This is a genomic window from Mesorhizobium sp. M0904 (genome assembly GCF_040319475.1).
In the GTDB taxonomy this organism is placed as follows: Bacteria; Pseudomonadota; Alphaproteobacteria; order Rhizobiales; family Rhizobiaceae; genus Mesorhizobium.
Genome location: NZ_JAMYOC010000006.1, coordinates 101,575 through 123,081 on the forward strand (window position 1 = coordinate 101,575; position 21,507 = coordinate 123,081).

Consider the following 21,507-nt stretch of genomic DNA (forward strand, 5'->3'; position numbering starts at 1 on the left):
GTTTAGTCCCGCTTCCTGCTGATGAAGAAAAACAACGTCACGATGGCGACCGACAAGAGCAGGAACACGGTCGATATCGCGTTGATCTCCGGCGTTATCCCTCGACGTATCTGGCCAAGCATGTAGGTCGGCAGCGTGTCCTGGCCGCCCGATTTCACGAACTCGGTGATGACAACATCGTCGAGCGAGATGACGAAGGCCAACATCAGTCCCGCCAGAATGCCGGGCCACAGCAGCGGCAATGTAATGCGCCTGAACGTCTGCCACGGCGTCGCGTAGAGATCGGCGGCGGCGCGCTCCAGCGTCAGGTCCATGTTCTCCAGCCGCGCCCGGATCGGCAGATAGGCAAAGGGAATGCAAAACGCGGTATGCGCGGCGATCAGATAGCCGAGCCCCGAATAGCCGGTGAATATCTTTATGCGCGAAAAAAAGATCAGCAACGCCACGCCAGTGACGATCTCGGGCACCATCAAAGGCTGGTTGATGGCGGCATATTTGAAGGTCAGGCCGGGATAGGGCGGCGTGCGCGTGGTAGCGAGCGCCGCCATGGTGGCGAAGACGGTGGCCAGGATCGCCGCCGTGGCGCCGATCTGAAAGGAACGCAAGGTGGCGTCTATGACTTGCGTGTTCTGCCATGCCGACTGGAACCATTTGAGCGAAAAGCCGCCCCATTCCGACGTCGAGGTCGCGGCGTTGAAGGCATAGACGACGAGCACGACGATCGGCAGATAAAGCACGACGAAGCAGGTGGCGGCGATCGCGGTGAAGCCGGACTGATGCTTGATGGAGAAGCTGCTAGCCATGACGCATCTCCGATTGTCCGGCATTGCGCACATAGGCAAGCAGCGCCACCATGACGATGACCATCACGGCGATCGACAGCGCCGAGCCGAGCGGCCAGTTGCGGCCTTGCCCGAACTGCAATTCAATCAGGTTGGAAAGCATCATGTTCTTGCCGCCGCCCAATAGGCTCGGCGTGACATAGGCGCCCAGCGCCGGGATGAAGACGAGGATCGAGCCAGCGACGACGCCGGGCTTGACCAGCGGGAAAATGATGCGCCTGAGCACCTGGAAGCGCGTCGCATAAAGATCGTAGCCGGCTTCGACCAGCCGGAAGTCGAGCTTCTCCATGCTGGCATAGATCGGCAGCACCATCAGCGGCAGATAGACATAGGCCATACCGATAAGGATCGCCGTGTCGGTGAAGAGTATCTGGATCGGCGCGGAGATAATGCCGAGCTTGAGCAGCACCGTGTTGATCAGCCCTTCGTTGCGGATGATCTGCAGCACGGCGAAAGTGCGGATCAGCAAGTTGGTCCAGAACGGTATGGTGATCAGGAACAGCCAGAGATCGCGCGTCTTCTCGCTGCGCGTTGCCATGAAATAGGCGGTAGGAAAACCAAGGACCAGGGTGGCGAGCGTGGTCACGATGGCAAGCTTGATCGAGCGCCAAAAGATGGTGACATGGGCAGCGGCGAGCGACAGCGTGTCGTCGAAGATGTCGCGTTCCATGAACACCGAAATCCACGCCTCCGGCGAGAATTGCCACTTCACGTCGCCGTAAGGACCGGGTGTCAGGAACGAATAGACCAACACGATCAGCAATGGGCCGGTCGCTGCCAGGAAGATGATCAGCAGGGCCGGCGCCGACAGCAGCCAGCGGTCGCGGATGTCGCGCCGCTCGGCCGCCTTGGCGACTTCTTCCGCGCTCGCCATCAATCCCTCAGCACTTGCGCGGCATCGTTGCCGATCGAGACGCCGACCTTGTCGCCCCGCTCGAAACCGCAGCCTGCGCTGCGCGTGTTCTGCTGGCGCACGGTGAAGGCTTCGCCGCTGTCCAGTTGGACATGAATATGCGTATCGGTACCGAAATAGACGATGTTTTCGACGGTTCCGGAAAGATCGCCCTTGCCGCCGGTCAGCTTTGCGTGTTCCGGCCTGACCACCAGGGTGGCATTCGCCTTCGGCTGGAAGCCCTCGGCCACGGTCGCGTCGATCGTCGCGCCGGACTTTAGTGTCGCGCGCGCCTTGCCGTTGCCGATGCCGGTGATGGCCGCGGTCAGGAAATTGGTTTCGCCGATGAAGTCGGCGACGAAGCGCTCGGCTGGCTTGTCATAGATGTCCCAGGGCGTGCCGACTTGCAGGATCTTGCCAGCCGACATCACGGCGATGCGATCAGACATGGTCAGCGCTTCTTCCTGGTCATGGGTAACGAAGATGAAGGTGATGCCGGTCTGGTGCTGCAGCCGTTTCAGTTCGATCTGCATTTCCTTGCGCAGCTTGTAGTCGAGCGCCGACAATGGCTCGTCGAGCAACAGCACTTTTGGCTGCGGCGCCAGCGCGCGCGCCAGTGCCACGCGCTGCTGCTGGCCGCCGGAGATCTGGCTGGTGCGGCGGGCGCTCAGCGCTTCCATCTTGACCAGCTTCAGCATCTCGGCGACGCGCGCCTTGATTTCGGTCTTCGGCTTGCCCAGCATCTCAAGGCCGAAGCCGATATTCTCGGCCACCGTCATGTGCGGGAACAGCGCATAGGACTGGAAGACGGTGTTGACCGGCCGCTTGAACGGCGGCAGCGGCGCGATGTCCTGGCCGTGCAGCAGGATTTCGCCTTCGCTGGGGAAGTCGAAGCCGGCGATCAGCCGCAGCAGCGTCGTCTTTCCGCAGCCCGACGGCCCTAGCAGCGTGAAGAACTCGTTCTCGCGGATCGACACCGAAACCGTGTCGAGGGCGGCGACTTGTGCGTCCCCGATACCGAACACCTTGCGGACGCCGCGAACCTCGATTGCACTCTTACCCGGTTGATCCGGCACGCATTACCCCATTTTCATGTCCGCTCTTGATGGCGGATCCAGTTCCCATTCGATTGTCAGCATATGCCGGTCGGCTTGGCAACCACGCATCTGGGCCTCGGCTCAAAACGCAAGCTCCGTGCCATCGTCAGCGCCATCATCAAACCTGATAAGTGATCTTGCCGCCGCAGATGGTGCTGACCGGATGCACCTTGTGCAAGGAAGGCGGTTCAGTCGCCTCGATATCGGCCGACAGCACCACCAGATCGGCCAGATAGCCTGGTTTCAGCCGGCCCTTACGGTGCTCCATGAATTCGGCATAGGCGCCTTCGACCGTGTAGCCGGCAAGCGCCTCGATCAGCGAGAAGCTCTGGTCGGGGTCGCCTTCTGCCCATGGTTTGCGCAGCACCGCCGCCTGAATGCCCAGGATCGGGTCGACCCGCGACACCGGCCAGTCGGAAGCGAAGACGACATGCGCGCCCGCCTGCTTCAGCGTCCGCCAGGCATAGCTGAGCGGCCATCTTTCGCGGCCGATGCGCGAAAGCGTCGGTTCCAGCGGGAAGTCCATGGCGCCGGGCGGGTGCGGCGGCTGCATCGAGGCGATGACGCCGAGTTCGGCGAAGCGTGGCACGTCGGCGCCGGTGATAACCTCGATGTGCTCGACGCGGTGCCGGCTGTCGCGCCTGCCGTTCTTCCGCCGCGCCGCCTCGTAACCGTCGAGGACCGCGCGCACCGTGCCGTCGCCTATCGAATGCACGGCGATCTGCAGGCCGCGTCGGTCGGCCTCCAGCGCCACCTCGGCGAAATGCTCCGGCGTGAACAGCGGCTCACCGCGCCAGCCCGGCCGGTCGGCATAGTCATCGACCATGACCGCGGTCCAGCCTTCCAGCACGCCGTCATAAAACATCTTGACCATGCCGGACGACAGCCATTCCGATCGGTAGGCGGAGGCCATCCTCGACGCTTTTTCCAGCCTGTCGAGCGTCATGAAGTTCTTGAAATGAAAAGGTATCTTGGTGCGGCAGAGCAGCCGCCCTTCCTGCTCCAAACCGGCAAGTAGCTCGAGCTGGTAAAAATTGCCGTCCATGTTCTGGATCGAGGTGATGCCGTGGCGGGCGCACCATTCCAGCCCGCGATGCATCAGGTCGCGATCGGCAGCGACTTCGGCGGCGGAAGGGTACGGCTCGGGCTCGCCGCCTGTCGCAAGGCCGAGCCGCACGCGGTTCTGCCCGGAAAGCTCGAGGATCGGCCCGAACGCCTCGCCCTCGCGCAATTCGCCGGCCGCGAGGCCGTCGGCGCCCATGACGATCTCGTTGCCGGGCCCGAGTTGTCTGCCGTGCAGGATGCCGGCCAGCTCCAGCGCCTTGGTATTGGCCCACATCGTGTGGTGATCGGAAGCCGACATCGCGAACGGCCGGTCGGGGATGATGCGGTCGAGATGGTGGCGGGTGACCGGCTCTTCCCTGGACAGGATGGTGTAGTCGACGCCGGCCCCAAGCAGCAGCTTGGCGTACGGTCGTGCCGCCGCGTAGGCACGGATCGCTTCGCTCAGCGCATCGAAGCCATGCACGCCCTGAAGGTGCAGATTGTCGAGTTCGGCCGCGCCGCCGAAAAGATGCATATGCGCTTCGATGAAGCCCGGCACCACCGACCCGCCTTGCGCATCGATGACCTTCGTGGCCGGCCCTTTCAGCGCCTCGACCGTCCGGCGATCGCCGACCGCCAGGATGTTGCCGTCCTTTATCGCCACCGCCTCGGCCGTCGGATTGCCTTCGTCCATGGTCAGCACACGGGCATTGGTGACGATCAGGTCGGCATTTGAACTCATGATTACCCGCGGTTCGGTTGCGCTGCCGACAGGCTAGACGACCGGCTGCCGGGCCAGCAAGCCATGGCCGGTTGGCCCAGCGCCTTGTGGAGGGCCATGCAGGACGGTTAGGGTCGCCGCGTCTCACCACGGAACAAGTTCATGAAGACTGTTTTTTCGCCTCTCCATGCCGGCCATTCCGGCAATGTCGAATTGATCGCCGGCGCCATCGTGCCCGCATTTGAAAAGCCTTCGCGCGCCGAGTTCATCAGGGCGCGGGTGGAGAGCGAAAAACTCGGTCCGATCCTGCCGCCGGAAATCCACGACCTCGCCGCCGCCAGGAAGGTGCATGACAGCGACTACATCGATTTCCTGCCGACCGTGTGGCCGCTCTGGGAAGCATCGGGCCGCAGCGGTTCGGCCATTCCCTTCACCTGGCCGACGCGCGGCCTGCGCGGCGACGTGCGACCGAATGGCATCGATGCGCTGCTCGGCTTCTACTCCTTCGATGGCGGCGCGACGTTCGTCAAAGGTACATGGGACGCGATCAAGTCGTCCTATGACGTCGCGCTGACAGCCGCCGCGTTGGTCAAGGCCGGTGACCGTTCGGCCTTCGCGCTCTGCCGACCGCCGGGGCACCATGCCGGCGCAGCCTTCATGGGCGGCTATTGCTTCATCAACAACGCCGCCGTCGCCGCGCAATGGTTTCGCGACCATGGCGCCGGGCGCGTGTCGATCCTCGACGTCGATTATCACCACGGCAACGGCACCCAGGAGATCTTCTACCGCCGCGGCGACGTGCAGGTGCTGAACCTGCATGGCGATCCGATGACCGAATATCCCTTCTTCCTCGGCCATGCCGACGAGCGCGGCGAGGGCGACGGCGAAGGCTTCAACGACAATTATCCGATGCCCTTCGGCACCGGCTGGGAGGTGTGGAACGCCTCACTTGAGGACGCCTGCACGAGGCTTTTGGCTTATGCTCCTGACGTCGTCGTGGTTTCGCTCGGCGTCGACACCTTCGAGAAGGACCCGATCAGCCAGTTCAAGCTGAAAACGGGCGACTATCCCAGGATCGGCCGCCGCATCGCCAGGCTCGGCCTGCCGACGCTGTTCGTCATGGAAGGCGGCTACGCCGTCGAGGAGATCGGCATCAACGCCGTCGGCGTGCTGACCGGTTTCGAGGACCGCTAAAAGTGCCGCCGTGCCCGCAACTCATATGGCGCACTCGGCGCGGCGAGCGCCACGGCGGGCCGGCGCTATCTTGTTGTTGGACCATGATGTTTTTCCAGAATGCGTTCGCCCTTTGCGACGTGATGTTCTATTTTTTGAATCCATGGCTTGAGGGGCCGATTCATCGGAAGAACAAACGCATTTGAGCCCGGGAAAGCATTTATGAGGGACGACACACCGGAAAGCGAAAGCGCCTCGGCGCTGGCGCCGTTCCGGCACGGCATCTTCCGGGCGGTGTGGTCCGCCAGCCTGGTTTCCAATTTCGGCGGTCTCATCCAGGGCGTTGGCGCCGCCTGGATGATGACGACGATCGCCACCTCGTCCTACCAGGTCGCGTTGGTCCAGGCCTCGACCACCTTGCCGATCATGCTGTTTGCGCTGCTGGCCGGCGCTATCGCCGACAGCTTCAACCGGCGCAAAATCATGCTGATCGCGCAGATGTTCATGCTCGTCGTCTCGGCTCTTCTGACCGTCTTCACCTATCTCGACCTGATGACGCCGTGGACGCTGCTCGCCTTCACCTTCCTGATCGACAGCGGCACCGCGCTCAACAGCCCGTCCTGGCAGGCTTCGGTTGGCGACATGGTGCCTCGCACCAAGGTGCCGGCGGCGATCGCGCTCAACTCGATGGGCTTCAACCTGACGCGCAGCGTCGGCCCGGCGATCGGTGGTATCATCGTTGCCGCGGCAGGTGCCGCCGCGGCCTTCGCCGTCAACACGCTGAGCTATGTCGGCCTCATCGTCGTGCTGGCCCGCTGGAAGCCGGAACTGCCGGCATCGACCTTGCCGCGCGAGACGCTGGGCGCCGCAATGGGCGCTGGCCTGCGCTACGTCGCCATGTCGCCTAACATCGGCAAGGTGCTGGTCAGGAGCTCCGCTTTCGGCTTCAGCGCCGGCGCGGTCCTGGCATTGCTGCCGCTGGTCGCACGTGACGTCGTCAAGGGTGATGCCCTGAGCTACGGCATCATGCTCGGCGCCTTCGGCATCGGCGCCGTCGGCGGCGCGCTGATCAGCGTCAGGCTACGGCAGCTGCTGTCCAGCGAAACCATGGTGCGCACGGCATTCGCCGGTTTCGCCGTCTGCGCCGTCAACGCCGCCGTCAGCAATCATGCGTGGCAGACGTCGCTCGGCCTGCTGGTCGGCGGCGCCTGCTGGGTGACGGCGCTGTCGCACTTCAACGTCACCGTACAGATGTCGACGCCGCGCTGGGTGGTCGGCCGCGTGCTCTCAGTCTACCAGACCGCGACCTTCGGCGGCATCGCGCTCGGCAGCTGGGTCTGGGGCGTCGTCGCCGACGCGCATGGCGCCGAAGTCGCCCTGATGGCGGCCAGCGTCGCCATGCTGGCGGGAGGTGCCATCGGCCTGCTGCTGCCGCTGCCGCAGCAGGCGGTGCTCAACCTCGATCCGCTCAACCGCTTCCAGGAGCCGCATCTGGCGCTTGATCTCAAGCCGCGCAGCGGTCCAATCGCCATCATGATCGAATATGTCATCCGTAACGAGGACGTGCCGGAATTCCTCGCCACCATGGCCGAGCGCGGCCGCATCCGCCGCCGTGACGGCGCCCGCAACTGGACATTGGCGCGCGATCTCGAGAATCCGTCGATATGGATCGAGCACTACCACACGCCGACCTGGGTCGAGTATATCCGCCACAATCGGCGCGCCACCTACGCGGACGCCGTCATCGGCGAGCGTATAAGGGCGCTGCACAGCGGCAACGAGCCACCGCGCGTCCGCCGCATGATCGAGCGCCCGACGACAGCCGGCACGGCGCTGGTCATGCCGAAGGGGCCGATCGAGCATTAGTGGCTGGCGGTGCGTCCAGTTGGACGAGCAAAATGAAATTGCGGCGCCTGGCCCAATCCGCGAATGCACGAACAGGATGGCCATTGTCGAGAGACGGTTATATCAGTTGATGTGACTATGACCAGTAAGGGGAGACGATGCGTTACATACGTCCGCTTTCAATTGAAGACGCCGCCGGCCTGTTGGCCGACTCAGCCGGCACGGCCGCCATCCTCGCCGGAGGCAGCGACCTCTTGGTAAGAATGAAGGGCGGCTTTATCGAACCCGACCTGATCGTCGACATCAAGGCGATCGACGGGCTTGGCGAGATCAGGGAAACAGCCGAGGGCTTCAGCATCGGCGCGGCGGTCCCATGCGCCGTGCTGGGCGAGAACACGGCCCTGCAGAAGGCATGGCCCGGCGTCGTCGAAGCGGCCAAGCTGATCGGCTCGAAGCAGGTGCAGGGACGCTGCACCATCGTCGGCAATCTCTGCAACGCCTCGCCGGCCGCCGACAGCGTGCCGGCACTGGTGGCCGCTGGCGCCAAGGCGGTGGTCGTCGGCCCTGGAACCAGGCGACCGATTGCCGTGGAAGCGGTGCCGACTGGGCCGGGCAAGACGTCGCTGGCCAAGGGCGAGATCATCGAGGCAATCCTGCTCGACAAACGTCTGCCGCGTTCGGGCGATGCCTATCTGCGTTTCATTCCGCGTACCGAGATGGACATCGCGGTGGTCAGCGCCGGCGTGAACCTGACGCTCGATGAGCAAGGTCGCGTCAAATCCGCCCGCCTGGCGCTAGGCGCCGTGGCGCCGACGGTGGTTCTGGTCGAGGAGGCTGCCGAGGTTCTCATCGGCTCCAAGCTGGACGAAGCCACGTTGGAAAGGCTCGCCAAAGTCTGCTCGGGCGCCTGCCGTCCGATCGACGACAAGCGAGGCACTATCGAATTCAGACGGAAAGTTGCGGGTGTGCTGGCCAAGCGGGCCGCCACGACCGCCTATGCACGTGCAGGAGGCAAGTGATGGCCGGTGTAGCAGTATCAACGACAATCAACGGCGACAATGTCGAGTTCCTTTGCCAGCCGGACGAGACGCTGCTTGATGTCCTGCGCGATCGCCTGGGGCTGACGGGCGCCAAGGAAGGCTGCGGCACCGGCGACTGCGGCGCCTGCAGCATCATCCTCGACGATCGGCTGGTGTGCTCGTGCCTGGTGCTCGGTGCGGAAGCCGAGGGCCGTCACCTCGAGACCATCGAGGGTATGGCGCATGGCGACAGGCTGCATCCGCTGCAGCAGAAATTCCTGGAGCACGCCGCACTTCAATGCGGCGTCTGCACGCCGGGCTTCCTCATGGCGGCCAAGGACCTTTTGGCCAAGAACCCCGATCCGACCGAGGAGGAGATCCGCTTCGGCCTCGCCGGGAACCTCTGCCGCTGCACCGGCTATGACAAGATCGTGCGTGCCGTTCAGGACGCCGCCATCGTAATGAAACAAGCGTGATGAAGGGAGCATAACGATGAATTTCGATCCGCGTTACTCCGGACGCAATTTCACCTCTGTCGGCACGCGTCCCATTCGTCCCGATGGTGTCGACAAGGTGACGGGCCGCGCACGCTATGGCGCCGACTTCAACATGGCCGGGCAGTTGGTCGGGCGCGTTCTCAGAAGCCCCCATGCGCATGCCACGATCAGGAAGATCGACACGTCGAAGGCGCAGATGCTCCCCGGCGTCAAGGCGGTGATCACCGCGGCCGACCTGCCCGACCTGACCGACGGCGATGCCGCCATGTACGACATCCTCGACAACTGCATGGCGCGCAAGAAAGCGCTCTATGACGGCCATGCCGTGGCCGCGGTCGCTGCGGTCGATGCCCGCACGGCGAGGCAGGCACTGAAGCTGATCGAGGTCGACTACGAGGTGCTGCCGCATGTCACCGACGTCGACGAGGCGATGAAGCACTCCGCACCCCTGATCAACGACGCCATCTTCACCGAGGGCCTCGAGGAAAAGCCCGTCAAGCCTTCAAACGTCACCAAGCGCACCCAGTACGGCCATGGCGACATCCATGAAGGCTTCGGCCAGGCCGATTACGTCGTCGAACGCTCCTTCAAGACCGAGCAGACGCACCAGGGTTATATCGAGCCGCATGCCTGCGTGGCCAATGTCAGCTCGGACGGCACTGCCGACCTCTGGGTCTGTACGCAAGGCCATTTTGTCTACCGCCAGCACTGTGCACAGCTGCTTGGCATGGAAGCCTCGAAGCTGCGCGTCACCTCGTCGGAGATCGGCGGCGGTTTCGGCGGCAAGACCCATGTCTGGGCCGAGCCGGTGGCACTGGCGCTGTCACGCAAGGCCGGGCGGCCGGTCAAGCTGGTCATGACGCGCGACGAAGTGTTCCGCGCCTCCGGCCCGACCAGCGCCACCTCGATCGATGTTCGAATCGGCGCCCGCAAGGACGGCACGATCACGGCGGCCGAGGCGACGCTGCGCTATTCCTGCGGCCCCTATGCCGGCATGTGGGCCGAGATCGGCGCCATGACCGCCTTTGCCTGCTACAAGCTCGAGAACGTCAAGACGGTCGGCTACGAAGTGCTGGTCAACCGGCCCAAGACCGCGGCCTATCGCGCGCCGTCGGCGCCGATGGCGGCGTTTGCGGTGGAAAGCGCGGTCGACGAGCTGGCCAAGGAGATCGGCATGGACCCGGTCGAGTTCCGGATCAGGAACGCGGCGCAGGAAGGCACCAGATCGTCCTACGGCCCGGTATATGGGCCGATCGGCATCGGGCCGACGCTGGAGGCGGCGAAGAACCATCCGCACATGAAGGCGCCGCTCGGCAAGAATCAGGGTCGCGGCATGGCCTGCGGCTTCTGGTTCAACTTCGGTGGCCAGACCTGCACCGACCTCAACATAGGCATGGATGGCTCGGTCTCGCTTGCCGTCGGCACGGTCGATGTGGGTGGTTCCCGCGCGTCGCTGTCGCTGGTGGCGGCGGAGGAGCTCGGTATCCCCTATGAGCAGATCAAGGCGGTGGTCGCCGATACCTCCAGCCTCGGCTACAACGACATGACGGACGGCAGCCGCGGCACCTTCTCGTCTTCGATGGCGACGATCTCCGCCGCTCGCAACGCCATCAAGATCCTGCGAGAACGCGCCGCGCAGATGTGGGACATAGCCGTCGACGACGTGGTCTGGGAAGAGGGTCATGCGATTGCCAAGGGCGCGACGCACGGCAACCTCTCGCCGCTGTCGCTGAAGGAGATCGCGGCCGCTTCCGGAAAGACGGGCGGACCCATTGCAGGCCATAGCGAGCTCGTCGCCGACGGCGCCGGCGTCTCCTTCGCCACCCATATCTGCGATATCGAGGTGGACCCCGAGACAGGCTCGACCAGGGTGCTGCGCTACACCGTCGTTCAGGACGCCGGCAAGGCGGTGCATCCGACCTATGTGGAGGGGCAGTACCAGGGCGGTGCCGCGCAAGGCATCGGCTGGGCGCTCAACGAGGAGTATATCTACGGCAAGGACGGGCGGCTGCAGAACCCTGGCTTCCTGGATTACCGCATCCCGGTCTGCTCGGACCTGCCGATGATCGACACGCAGATCCTCGAGATCCCCAATCCTAACCATCCTTACGGGGTGCGCGGCGTCGGCGAGACCTCGATCGTGCCGCCGCTGGCGGCGATCGCCAATGCGGTGTCGAACGCCGCGGGCGTGCGGATGACGCATATCCCGATGTCGCCGCCGCGCATCCTGGCGGCGCTCGAGGCGGAACGGGGAGGCTGATGGTCGAAGTAACGCTCTGGGGGTCGCTCGGCGCGATCGCCGGAGGCAAGAGCAAGGTCGAGATCGAGGCCAAGGATATTCGGGAGCTGTTCAGGAAACTGGCTGAACAGTATCCCGGCCTCGAGCCATACATCGATCGCGGCATCGCCGTCGCCATCGACGGGACGATCTATCGCGACACCTGGTCGAAGGAACTGCCGGAAGGGGCGGAGATTTTTTTGTTGCCGCGGTTGGCTGGGGGGTAGGCGAGGTCGTCGGCATTGCCTAGCATCAAGGTCTCAAACGTCGTTGATGGGGCCGACAACGGACCGGCAGCTTCGAGCCCGCGGATATCGAAAGCGGACATTCACGTCGAGTGGGCATGATCATGATCTGACCCCGAACAGACTGGGAGCGAGGTGCCAAAAGCTTCAACGCCGAAGAGCGATGTAGGTCAAATCAGACGATCCTCATTATGACATCGATATTGCCCCGTGTCGCTTTGGAGTAAGGACAAATCTCGTGCGCTTCATCCACCAGAATTTGTACCACATCGCGCTCCAGACTCGGCACGGCAATATCCAGTTGGACGCTAAGAAAGTGGCCGTTTTCTCCGTAGTTCAGATTCACCTCGGCCTCGATGCTCATCCCTGCAGGCAGCGCGATTTTTCGTTCGTGGGCCGCAGATGCGATTGCGCTTGCGAAGCTGGCCGACCAGCCGGCCGCGAGCAACTGCTCCGGATTGGTGCCGATGCGCGCCGATCCAGGCGTCGATAGCCAGATGTCCAGAAGGCCGTCGGAACTGCGCGAGGCGCCATTTTCGCGGCTGCCCGTGGTTGCGGTCCTGGCCGTATAGACAACCCTTGCGATGTGGCTCATTGGCATTCTTTTGCTGGTAGCGGTAACCGCCGCTTGGGCGGTTGCCGCGAACTCCATCAGGCGTCGACTTCGACAACTGCATCGGCAAAGGCCTGCGGCGCTTCCTGGGGCAGGTTGTGCCCGATGCCGCCGCTGACGACCCGATGCGCGTATCTGGCCGGGAACATCGTGGCGTACACGCTGGCGTCCGGATGCGGCGCGCTATTGGCGTCGCCTTCGAGGGTGATCGTCGGCACGCCGATGACCGGTGCCTGGGCGAGTCGCTCCTCGAACGCGTCGTATTGCTGCTCGCCGGCGGCGAGTCCGAGCCGCCAGCGATAATTGTGGACCACAATGGCCACGTGATCGGGATTGTCGAAGGCTGCGGCGCTGCGCTCGAATGTGGCATCGTCGAAATTCCACTGCGGCGACGCAAGTTGCCAGATCAGCCTGGCGAAATCCCGTGTGTATTTCTCGTAGCCGGCGCGGCCGCGATCGGTGGCGAAGTAATATTGATACCACCATTGCAGCTCAGCCTTGGGTGGCAGCGGCAGCTTGCCGGCTTGCTGGTTGCCGATGAGGTAGCCGCTCACCGAGACCATCGCCTTGCAGCGTTCAGGCCATAGTGCGGCAATGATGTTCGCGGTGCGGGCGCCCCAGTCGCAGCCGCCAATCGTCGCCTTTTCGATGCCCAGCGCGTCCATCAGGGCGACAATGTCCGCGGCAATCGCAGACTGCTGACCGTTGCGCATCGTGTCATCCGACAGGAATCGGGTCGTGCCGTATCCGCGCAGGTAGGGCACAATCACGCGGTACCCCTTTGCGGCAAGCAGGGGAGCGACATCGGCATAGGTGTGGATGTCATACGGCCAGCCATGTAGCAGGATGACGGGCGGGCCGTCGGTCGGTCCAAGTTCCGCATAGCCGACGCTCAGCACGCCGGCCTCGATCCGCTTCAAGGGCCCAAAGGACGCCGCAGGCTCGCCAGTCGTCTGTTGCGCTTGTGCCGGGCCGATCAGGCCGAACTGAGTGGCGGCGACAGCCATCGCGGCGGCGCCAAAGAACCGACGGCGATCTTGGTCGATCTCATCCGGGATATTGAGTGAATGCATTTGGGAACCTCTATCCTTGCGCGGGCGATCAGCCGAACGTGAATGCAAAGACCTCCACGCCTGAGTCGAGAAACTCGATCTCGAACTGCCGATCGATGATGGGTTTCGATTGTCGGATCAGTTGGTACAGGCGCTGCTCTGTCACTGCGCCTTCGCCCTTTTCATTGACGTCGATGCCGTGAGCCGTGCCTGGCGGCTGTCCGTCGATCAGCACGCGAAATCTCACAGACGTTCCCGGCGCTGCCGGACCCATGACCAGATGAAGGTCGCGCGCGTGAAAACGGTACGCGATGCGGCCATCGGCCTTGTTCAGTACGGCGGTTTCTTTCCTTACCGTCCAACTGCCAGACAGCCCCCACTCATTCAGGCGTAGTCGCGCCGGCACGTCGTAGATGTGCGGCGCGTCCAAGACCGCTTCATCGCCGGAGGCAAAATTCTGGGTGCGTTCGTAGCCGAGATAATTTTCCAGAGACTTGAGGGTCTCCCAATCGGCCGCGGCTTCGATGCCGCGGGCATCGACCGACACAGGCTCACGGTCGAATCCGCCGGCGCCAGCCTCAGTCAGCAATTCCTGGATGACCATTTCCGACTGTTGGTATGAGCCCTCGCCAAAGTGGTGATACCGGACGCGTCCTCGCGAATCGACGAAATAGAGTGCCGGCCAGTACTGGTTGCTGAAAGCCCGCCATATGAGATGGTCATTGTCGACGGCGATCGGGTAATCGATCCCCAGGTCTTTCACCGCCCGGTGCACGTTGTTCAGGTCTTTTTCGAACGCGAACTCCGGCGCGTGGATTCCGATCACCACCAAACCATGCTTCCGGTATTTCTCGTCCCAGGTCTGAACGTAGGGAAGCGTGCGCAGCCAGTTGATGCAGGTGTAGGTCCAGAAATCGATGAGGACGACCTTGCCATGCAAAGCCGACGCCGTCAGCGGCGGCGAATTTATCCACTCGTTCGCCACGCCAAGCGAAGCAAGCTCGGATTGACCCTCAAACTGGAGGGAGAAAAGTCCGTGAAGAAACGGAACCCTCATCGGTGCGGAGGCTATCGGCTGAGCCACATTCGTGTCTCCCAGAAAACTGGCAATCGGAGCCCCGATTGCCGGTGCGAGCACCACGGCGACGAGCAGCTTGGTTGCTTTCATCGACGACGCCTTTTCAGTTTCGATCGATATCGCCGCGGAGACGATTCGGCGACGCGCTGCGCGCTGAATCCTTCAAAGCGGAAGCTCTTTGCCGGCCTGCTCAGCCACCATGTATTCCGCGTACCAGTCCGGCCAGTTCTCATCGCGCTGGCCGCCGTTGCGCTTCTCGTGCTCGCCGTGGGCCTCCGACGCGCGTCGCAGCGCGGCAGCAAGATCCGCTCCGGAAGCGTAGGTCGTGACATTGGAGTCGATCCGGCCGGGAAAGCGGGTGGTGATTTCCTGCAGCAGCCATTCGTTGCCGTCCGGGTCCTTGAACGTCGCGAACGAGGAGTAGCTGCGCCGCTCGGGATCGCGCCCCTTGACCGCCGGCTTGCCGGGACCTGCGCGGTGAAACGCCTCGCTGACCTCGGCGCCGTGGCCAATGAGCTCGACGCGCGCCGCCTCGATGTCCGACACGACAAGATAAAGTCCGCTTGCCGAGCCGGGCGCCGCCGTCGTGATCCCCGTGCCGAAGTGGATCGAGGCAGGCGAGCCCGGAGGTGTGAACTGCACACCCCGGAACGTATCGCCGACGACGAAATCGCCGTCGAGCCGCCAGCCCAGGCCGCTATAAAAGCTCTTGGCGCGATCGACGTCCGAGACGGGGATGACCACGACCTCGAGCTTCATGTCGAGCGCCTGCTTTTTGAGGGTCCCGGTCGCAGTTTCGCGCTTTTCGTCATGGGGCGGTTTCATGGTTTGAGACATTTGTCGTTCCTTTCGAGTAAGGTGGTTGTTTGGTTTGCCGCAGCGGCCTGAACGCGGCGCGCAACTCGGCAGAAAAGAGCTCCGGCTGCTCCCACGCGGCGAAGTGGCCGCCTTTGTCGGCCTCATGGAAGTAGATCAGGTTGGGGTAGGCGCGCCTGGCCCAGGTCTCGGGGGCCCGATAGCCTTCCCCCGGAAAGACCGTGATGGCCACCGGCAGCGAGACTTCGCTGGTCTTTTCAGCGCCGGCAAAAACGGGACTGCGCCCGCCGCCGTACTCCCAGTAAATTCGCCCGGACGAGGTGGCGGTGTTCGTCAGCCAGTACAGCGTGATATCGTCCAGCACTTCGTCAGGCGACTTTTCAGGGTCGCTTTTGTCGTAGGTCCAGCCCGAAAAGCCCGGATGTCCGAGCATCCAAGCGGCGAGCCCTGCGGGGGAGTCATTGATGGCGTAACCGATCGTCTGGGGCCGGGTGCCCATCATCGTGGCGTAGGATCTGTTCCCCATCTTGGCGGCCATGCTGAGCGCATCGAACGCCGCGCGCTCCTTGTCCGTGAGCCCCGACGGCGCCGGTCCGCCGGCGGCGAGCACCGCGGCAATCTCTGGCGGTACGACAGCCGGCAGGTTGACATGAATGCCGAGCAGGCCTGCCGGGGCCAGACGTCCCATTGCATTCGAAACGGGAGAGCCCCAGTCGCCGCCCTGGGCGACGTAATCTGTGTAGCCAAGGCGCTTCATCAGCTCTGCCCAGGCTCGTGCAATGCGGTCTGTACCCCAGCCAGTATCTGTGGGTTTGCCGGAGAAGCCGAAACCCGGCAACGACGGCAGTACGAGGTCGAACGCGTCTTCCGGGCTACCGCCATGCGCCGTGGGATCGGTGAGCGGGCCGACGGTCTTGAGCAGTTCGAGCACCGAGCCGGGCCAGCCATGCGTCATGATCAGCGGCAGGGCATTGGGATGTTTCGAGCGAACGTGAATGAAGTGGATTTCCACGCCGTCGATCGTGGTCATGAACTGGGGCAGGGAATTCAGCTTCGCTTCCGCTGTCCGCCAGTCGTAGGCCGTGCCCCAATACTCGACGAGCGGCCTGATCTTCGCGAGCTGTATGCCCTGCGACTGGTCATCGACCGTCTCCCGGTCGGGCCACCGTGTCTGCGCAATGCGACTGCGAAGATCATCGAGCGGCGCTTGCGGCACATAGACTTTGAAGGGCCGGATCGAGCGATCCTCAACCGGGTTGGCGGAGGCGGGCGCGGAAAGGACGCAAAGCCCGAATGCCAGCACGGCCGCCAGTTGGTCGAGCCTCATGGCTGCACCGTCTTGTCCGGAGTGTGGAACGTCACCGTTTGTTTGGTGAAGACTTTGCCTTCTGGATCCACCACCTCGATCAGCACCATGTGCTGGCCGCTTGGCATTCCCACCAAGATGATGGTGTTGCTCTGACCGTAGTCCGCCCACGCCCAAGGCAGGTCGTCGACGGTGACGTGCAGATGCCCGACCCGCGGAGACACGTTGCGCGCGGCCGCCCCGCCCACAGGCAGGATGCGCAAGTTCTCCACCCGGTACGGGATGAACACGACGCCGCCGGCCAGCGGACCCGGAAGCGGCGGCTCCACGATCAGCTTGGGTGCGGGCTCGTTGTCGATGGGAACGACTGTACTCTGGGCAAACGCGCCCGTGGCGAGCACGGTGCAAGCCGCGAGTGCGGCGAGCGTCTTGATGAGAGGGTTCATTGCAGTCGCTCCCTTCGGAGGTTCGCTACGCAGCTATCGCTGGGCGGAAGATGACGCGCGTCCGGCGCGCCATCCCCCGCCAACACGTCATGTCTGCAACGTCTTGAATGTTGCGCGCACCTCATCGGTGAAACTCTTCGGCTGCTCCCAGGCGGCGAAATGGCAGCCCTTGTCCGTGCGGCCATAGTGCAGAAGCTTCGGGAACGCGCGTTCGGTCCAACTCTTCGGTGCGGTGTAGATTTCGCTGGGGTTCGCAGTCGCACCGACGCGAATTGTGATGCCCTTGGCGTCGAAGAAGCCGGCCTTCGCCGTTTGCGTATGTTCCCAATAGAGACGCGCCGACGAGATCGCCGTGTTCGTCAGCCAGTAGAACGTGATGTTGTCGAGGATGTCGTCGCGGGTAAGGCCCTCCGGCTCTCCATCGAAGGAACGGGCGATCAGCGCATAACTATCCGCATCGTGATCGAGGATCCACGCCGCCAGGCCGGCCGGTGAATCGACGATCCCGTAGAGAGTTTGCGGACGAAGAGCCATCTCGTTGGCGTAGCCCAGGCCGTTTTTGTAGAAGAACGCTACCTGCTCGTAGGCACGCTTCTCGTCGGGGCCAAGATCAGCGGGGGGCGGACCGCCGGAGGCTAGCGCCTTCACGATCTCCGGCGGAATGGTCCCCGGCATATTCGTGTGGATGGCGACCAGCTCGGGAGGTGCGATCAGGGCCATCTGTTCCGTGATGAGTGCTCCCCAATCGCCGCCCTGCGCGACGTAGCGGTCGTAGCCGAGGCGTCTCATCAGCACGATCCACGCCCGCGCGATGCGCCCCGGATCCCAACCGGTTTCGGTGGGCTTGCCGGAAAAGCCGTAGCCCGGCATCGACGGGATCACCACGTCGAACGCGTCGGCCGCGGTACCGCCGTGCGCAGTGGGATTGGTGAACGGATCGATGATCTTTAGGAGTTCGATGACCGAACCGGGCCAGCCATGCGTGATGATGACAGGCAGTGCGCCCCGATGTTTGGATTTCACGTGGATGAAGTGGATGTCCAGGCCGTCGATCTCGGTGACGAAATTCGGCAGCGCCTTCAACCGCGCCTCGCATTTGCTCCAATCATATTCCGTTCCCCAATACTGCATGAGCTTCTGCATCGTGGCGAGTTGCACGCCCTGCGTTGGCCCTACCGTCGCAGGGGTCGACCAGATCCGCCGGGAGGCCTCGTCGGATACGAGCTCGCGCTCGGGCCAGCGCGTAGCGACGATGCGCCGGCGAAGCTCGGTGAGCTCCTCCTGCGGGAAGCTAACGGTGAAGGGGCGGATGCCATCGCTGGTTGATGCGGCGGCCTTTTGTGACGGGAGCAGGCTCGCGGCGCCTGCGGCGGCGATGCCGACCGCGGCAGTGCCCAAGAGTCGCCGGCGATCCTGGTCGATTGTTTCGGAGGTTCTGGTCGTGTCCATGGGACTCTCCTGGGGTTGATGGATGCGATCTGCACTGCTTGACGTACCCCCGGGAGATGGGATTAGCCCGTTATGCGTCGTGAGCTCTTGTTAGTCGCTGCCCGCCAGCCGCTTTTTTGAGCAGATAGGAGGGGCCAGACAGTGGAGACTCCCTATGGTGCGGGAGCGTTCCTTGACTTAAACTGAGGCGCTGGGTGCAGGCGGCTCCCAAAAGAAGAGACGCCATGACGATAACGGCAAGTCAGGCCAAAGACAGATTGTCGTTTGGCCCTTTCTGCTTGGCTGCGGGTGAAAGGCTCCTGACAAGAGAGGGCGCTCCCGTAGAGCTGGGCTCGCGCGCCCTTGAAATTCTCATCGTCCTGACTTCCGCGCCGAATGAAGTCGTCAGCAAGAAGGATCTGATGTCGCGGGTCTGGCCCGATGTGGTTGTCGAGGAAGGCAGCCTGCGGTTCCATATGACCGGGCTGCGCAAGGCGCTGGGCGATGGAAAGGATGGCGCGCGTTACATCGCGACGCTTCCGGGGCGCGGCTATTGCTTCGTTGCACCGGTCTCGCGATCAAGCACACACGACGAAGCCCCATTGATCGCCGCTGGGTTTCCGCATGCGAATCTTCCAAACCGCTTGGGCAGAATGGTCGGGCGGGATGAGGACGTTCTCAAGCTTTCGGCGCAGCTGAATGCTTCGCGGTTCGTCACCATCGTTGGCGCCGGCGGTGTCGGTAAAACCACCGTCGCGATCGCAGTCGGGCATCATCTGATCGACGCATTTTATGGGGCAGTTCTGTTCGTCGATCTGGGAATGATCGGTGATCCCGGTCTGGTGACGACAGCCGTCGCCTCGATGCTTGGGCTGTCCGTTCAAACAGAAGATGCCACGCCAAACCTAATCGCTTACTTGCGCAACAAGCGGATTCTCTTGATCCTCGATACCTGTGAGCATCTCTTGGATGCGGTGGCGCCTTTGGCAGCAAGCATCGTCGATGCGACGTCACAGGTCCACATTCTGGCAACGAGCCGCGAGGTGCTTCGGGTTGAGGGCGAGCATATCTATCGATTGGATGCGCTTGCCTATCCGCCCGACGAACCTGGACTAACGGCGGCCATTGTCCAGACCTTCCCGGCCACCCAACTGTTCCTCGAACGAGCGGTGGCAGGCGGCGCTCGTTTGGACGTCAGCGATGCGGAAGCCCTGCTCATCGCAAGCATCTGTCGAAAGCTTGACGGCGTGGCGCTCTCCATCGAACTGGCGGCCAGGCGCGTCGAATCCTATGGGCTGCAACAGACCGCCGCGCTTCTTGATCAACGCCTGACACTGCTGTGGCTCGGTTCGCGGACCGCGCCGCCGCGTCAGCAAACCCTGCAGGCGACACTAGACTGGAGCTTGGGCCTCCTGACCGACCTTGAGCGCGTGGTGCTTCGCAGGCTCGCTGTATTCGTCGGTCATTTCACGCTCGATGCCGCACTGGAGGTGGTGACGAGCGCGACCCTCGACCGATCGACCGTCCTTGGCGCCATGGACAGTCTTGTCGCCAAATCGATCGTGGCGACGCGTCCGGTCGGAGCAATGATGCGCTACAGGCTCCTCGATACGACGCGCGCCTACGTTCTCGACATCCCGATCGATGACGCCGAGGCTGCCGATCTGGCAGTGCGCCACGCCGCCTACTATCGGAGATGGCTGGAGCAGACCGGGATCGAGTGGCCAAGCCTGGCGACCGGTGAGGAGCGGGCGCCTCACTTCGCCGCCATCAATAATGTCCGGGCTGCCTTGGAATGGTGCTTCGGCGACAGCGGAAACGCCGACATCGGCGTCGGACTCGCCACCGCTGTCGCGCCGGTTTTCCTGGCAATGTCCTTGTTGCCGGAGTGTCATCGCTGGTCTGAAAGAGCAATATTCGCTTTCGACGATGCCGCCCGCGGCGGACTTGACGAGATGCATCTTCAGGCAGCCCTCGGCGTGTCCTTCATGTTCATGCGGGGAGGACGCGACAGGGCGCGCGTAGCTCTGGAGAGGAGCCTGGCGATCGCCGAGGAGCGCGGCGATCCGCTGGACCGGGTGCGTCTGCTGGGTCCGCTCAACATGTTCCATCTGCGGACGGGCAATTTCGCAACCGCCCTTGAGTTTGCAAGGCGTTGTTCGGCCACAGCCGCGACCTTGGACGACTCGGTCGCCAGCGCGCTGGCACACTCGATCCTGGGCATCTCGCTCCACCTGCGAGGCGACCTTGCGCAGGCCCGCGCAGAGCTGGAGGCGGCGCTCGACCGTGGGCCGCGCTCCCAGCGGACCACGACGATCTATCTGGGCTTCGAAGGCAAAATCCTGGCCAGGGCCATCCTGGCGAGGAACCTTTGGCTACAAGGCCATCCGGATCAAGCCATGGCACACGCCCGACAGGCCGTCGAAGAGGCTGCCGCCATGGATCATTCTCTAACGTTGGCGATCGCGTTGATCTGGGCGATATCGGTCTTCCTTTGGACCGGCGACCTGAATAGCGCCGAGGCGTACATAGATATGCTCATCGCCCGCGCGGAATCCCATTCCATGACTCCTTACCTGCTGGTCGGTCGGGGTTTCAAAAGCGAAGTCGCGATCCGTCACGGCGATGCAAAAAGCGGCGTCGAGGGCCTGCAGACATCTCTTCAGAAGCTCCACGCGGCGCCTTATGAATTGCTCACGACGCCGCTCAATCTCTCGCTAGTTAGGGGACTGTCCGCGATTGGTCAGGTTGATGAAGCCATTGCGTTGATCGACGAGTCGCTTGGTCAAGTCGAAAAGAACGGCGATCAATTGTACCTCCCGGAGTTGCTGCGGATGAAGGGAAGCCTCCTTCTCCAGTCGGAGCGCAACCGTGATGAAGCTGCCGCCTACCTCATGCAGGCACTGGAGTTGAGCCGAAGTCAGCGCGCACGGGCATGGGAGTTGCGAACCGCAATCGACATGGCGACGCTGATGGCCGGGCGAAGGGAGGCGGATAGCGCTCGCGAGCTCTTGCAACCAGTCGTGGAGCATTTCGTTGAGGGCCAGGAGACTGCGGATGTTATGGCTGCCGAGCACCTTCTGGCTACGCTGAGGTAGCAATCGTCAACGAAACT

At 63.2% G+C, this 21,507-nt stretch carries 18 protein-coding genes; 7 read left to right on the forward strand and 11 right to left on the reverse strand.

Features of this window, described 5'->3' with window-relative positions; genetic code table 11:
• Positions 1–2: 2 nt before the first annotated feature.
• The 4 genes from NKH80_RS08570 to NKH80_RS08585 all read right to left on the reverse strand — a co-directional run bounded on the left by NKH80_RS08570 (position 3) and on the right by NKH80_RS08585 (position 4,617).
• Positions 3–803, reverse strand: coding sequence for an ABC transporter permease (locus NKH80_RS08570; RefSeq protein WP_352478301.1), 801 nt, complete (start codon positions 801–803; stop codon positions 3–5).
• A complete protein-coding gene (locus NKH80_RS08575) occupies positions 796–1,716 on the reverse strand; it encodes an ABC transporter permease (protein ID WP_352478299.1) in 921 nt (306 codons plus the stop codon). Before NKH80_RS08575 ends, NKH80_RS08570 begins: the two co-directional genes overlap by 8 nt.
• Positions 1,716–2,810 (reverse strand): ABC transporter ATP-binding protein, encoded by a 1,095-nt coding sequence (locus tag NKH80_RS08580; protein ID WP_352478297.1) that lies wholly within the window; start codon positions 2,808–2,810, stop codon positions 1,716–1,718. Before NKH80_RS08580 ends, NKH80_RS08575 begins: the two co-directional genes overlap by 1 nt.
• Positions 2,811–2,949: 139 nt before the next feature.
• Positions 2,950–4,617, reverse strand: coding sequence for an amidohydrolase (locus NKH80_RS08585; RefSeq protein ID WP_352990933.1), 1,668 nt, complete (start codon positions 4,615–4,617; stop codon positions 2,950–2,952).
• Between the two features lie 141 nt (positions 4,618–4,758).
• Here NKH80_RS08585 and NKH80_RS08590 point away from each other — a divergent pair, with 141 nt between their 5' ends.
• The 6 genes from NKH80_RS08590 to NKH80_RS08615 all read left to right on the forward strand — a co-directional run bounded on the left by NKH80_RS08590 (position 4,759) and on the right by NKH80_RS08615 (position 11,635).
• Positions 4,759–5,790 carry a histone deacetylase family protein gene (locus NKH80_RS08590; protein WP_352702840.1) on the forward strand — a complete coding sequence of 344 codons (1,032 nt, stop codon included), beginning with the start codon at positions 4,759–4,761 and terminating at the stop codon, positions 5,788–5,790.
• Between the two features lie 201 nt (positions 5,791–5,991).
• On the forward strand, positions 5,992–7,635 hold the full coding sequence (locus tag NKH80_RS08595) for an MFS transporter (protein WP_352702838.1): 1,644 nt from the start codon (positions 5,992–5,994) through the stop codon (positions 7,633–7,635).
• 137 nt (positions 7,636–7,772) lie between these two features.
• Positions 7,773–8,633, forward strand: a complete 861-nt coding sequence (locus NKH80_RS08600) for an FAD binding domain-containing protein (RefSeq protein WP_352702836.1) — start codon at positions 7,773–7,775, stop codon at positions 8,631–8,633.
• The gene (locus tag NKH80_RS08605) at positions 8,633–9,109 is read left to right on the forward strand and encodes a (2Fe-2S)-binding protein (RefSeq protein ID WP_352478287.1); all 477 of its coding nucleotides are present in this window, start codon (positions 8,633–8,635) and stop codon (positions 9,107–9,109) included. Before NKH80_RS08600 ends, NKH80_RS08605 begins: the two co-directional genes overlap by 1 nt.
• A gap of 16 nt (positions 9,110–9,125) precedes the next feature.
• Positions 9,126–11,390, forward strand: coding sequence for a xanthine dehydrogenase family protein molybdopterin-binding subunit (locus tag NKH80_RS08610; protein WP_352689976.1), 2,265 nt, complete (start codon positions 9,126–9,128; stop codon positions 11,388–11,390).
• A complete protein-coding gene (locus NKH80_RS08615; RefSeq protein ID WP_023675441.1) occupies positions 11,390–11,635 on the forward strand; it encodes a MoaD/ThiS family protein in 246 nt (81 codons plus the stop codon). The genes NKH80_RS08610 and NKH80_RS08615 overlap by 1 nt, the downstream gene beginning before the upstream one ends.
• Positions 11,636–11,828: 193 nt before the next feature.
• Here NKH80_RS08615 and NKH80_RS08620 read toward each other — a convergent pair whose 3' ends face one another.
• The 7 genes from NKH80_RS08620 to NKH80_RS08650 form a co-directional block, all read right to left on the reverse strand.
• The gene (locus NKH80_RS08620; protein ID WP_112563035.1) at positions 11,829–12,248 is read right to left on the reverse strand and encodes an Ohr family peroxiredoxin; all 420 of its coding nucleotides are present in this window, start codon (positions 12,246–12,248) and stop codon (positions 11,829–11,831) included.
• 56 nt (positions 12,249–12,304) lie between these two features.
• Complete coding sequence (locus tag NKH80_RS08625; protein WP_502900929.1) at positions 12,305–13,339, reverse strand: alpha/beta fold hydrolase; 1,035 nt, start codon at positions 13,337–13,339, stop codon at positions 12,305–12,307.
• 28 nt (positions 13,340–13,367) lie between these two features.
• The gene (locus NKH80_RS08630; RefSeq protein ID WP_352990940.1) at positions 13,368–14,486 is read right to left on the reverse strand and encodes a redoxin domain-containing protein; all 1,119 of its coding nucleotides are present in this window, start codon (positions 14,484–14,486) and stop codon (positions 13,368–13,370) included.
• A gap of 72 nt (positions 14,487–14,558) precedes the next feature.
• Complete coding sequence (locus NKH80_RS08635) at positions 14,559–15,155, reverse strand: VOC family protein (protein WP_352702832.1); 597 nt, start codon at positions 15,153–15,155, stop codon at positions 14,559–14,561.
• Between the two features lie 49 nt (positions 15,156–15,204).
• The gene (locus NKH80_RS08640) at positions 15,205–16,539 is read right to left on the reverse strand and encodes an epoxide hydrolase family protein (RefSeq protein ID WP_352702830.1); all 1,335 of its coding nucleotides are present in this window, start codon (positions 16,537–16,539) and stop codon (positions 15,205–15,207) included.
• On the reverse strand, positions 16,536–16,964 hold the full coding sequence (locus NKH80_RS08645; RefSeq protein WP_352647557.1) for a DUF6130 family protein: 429 nt from the start codon (positions 16,962–16,964) through the stop codon (positions 16,536–16,538). Before NKH80_RS08645 ends, NKH80_RS08640 begins: the two co-directional genes overlap by 4 nt.
• 87 nt (positions 16,965–17,051) lie before the next feature.
• Positions 17,052–18,413, reverse strand: a complete 1,362-nt coding sequence (locus NKH80_RS08650) for an epoxide hydrolase family protein (protein ID WP_352702826.1) — start codon at positions 18,411–18,413, stop codon at positions 17,052–17,054.
• A 224-nt stretch (positions 18,414–18,637) separates the two neighbouring features.
• On the opposite strand from NKH80_RS08650, the gene NKH80_RS08655 reads away from it, so the two are divergent.
• Positions 18,638–21,490, forward strand: coding sequence for an ATP-binding protein (locus NKH80_RS08655; protein ID WP_352877717.1), 2,853 nt, complete (start codon positions 18,638–18,640; stop codon positions 21,488–21,490).
• The last annotated feature ends 17 nt before the right edge of the window (positions 21,491–21,507 follow it).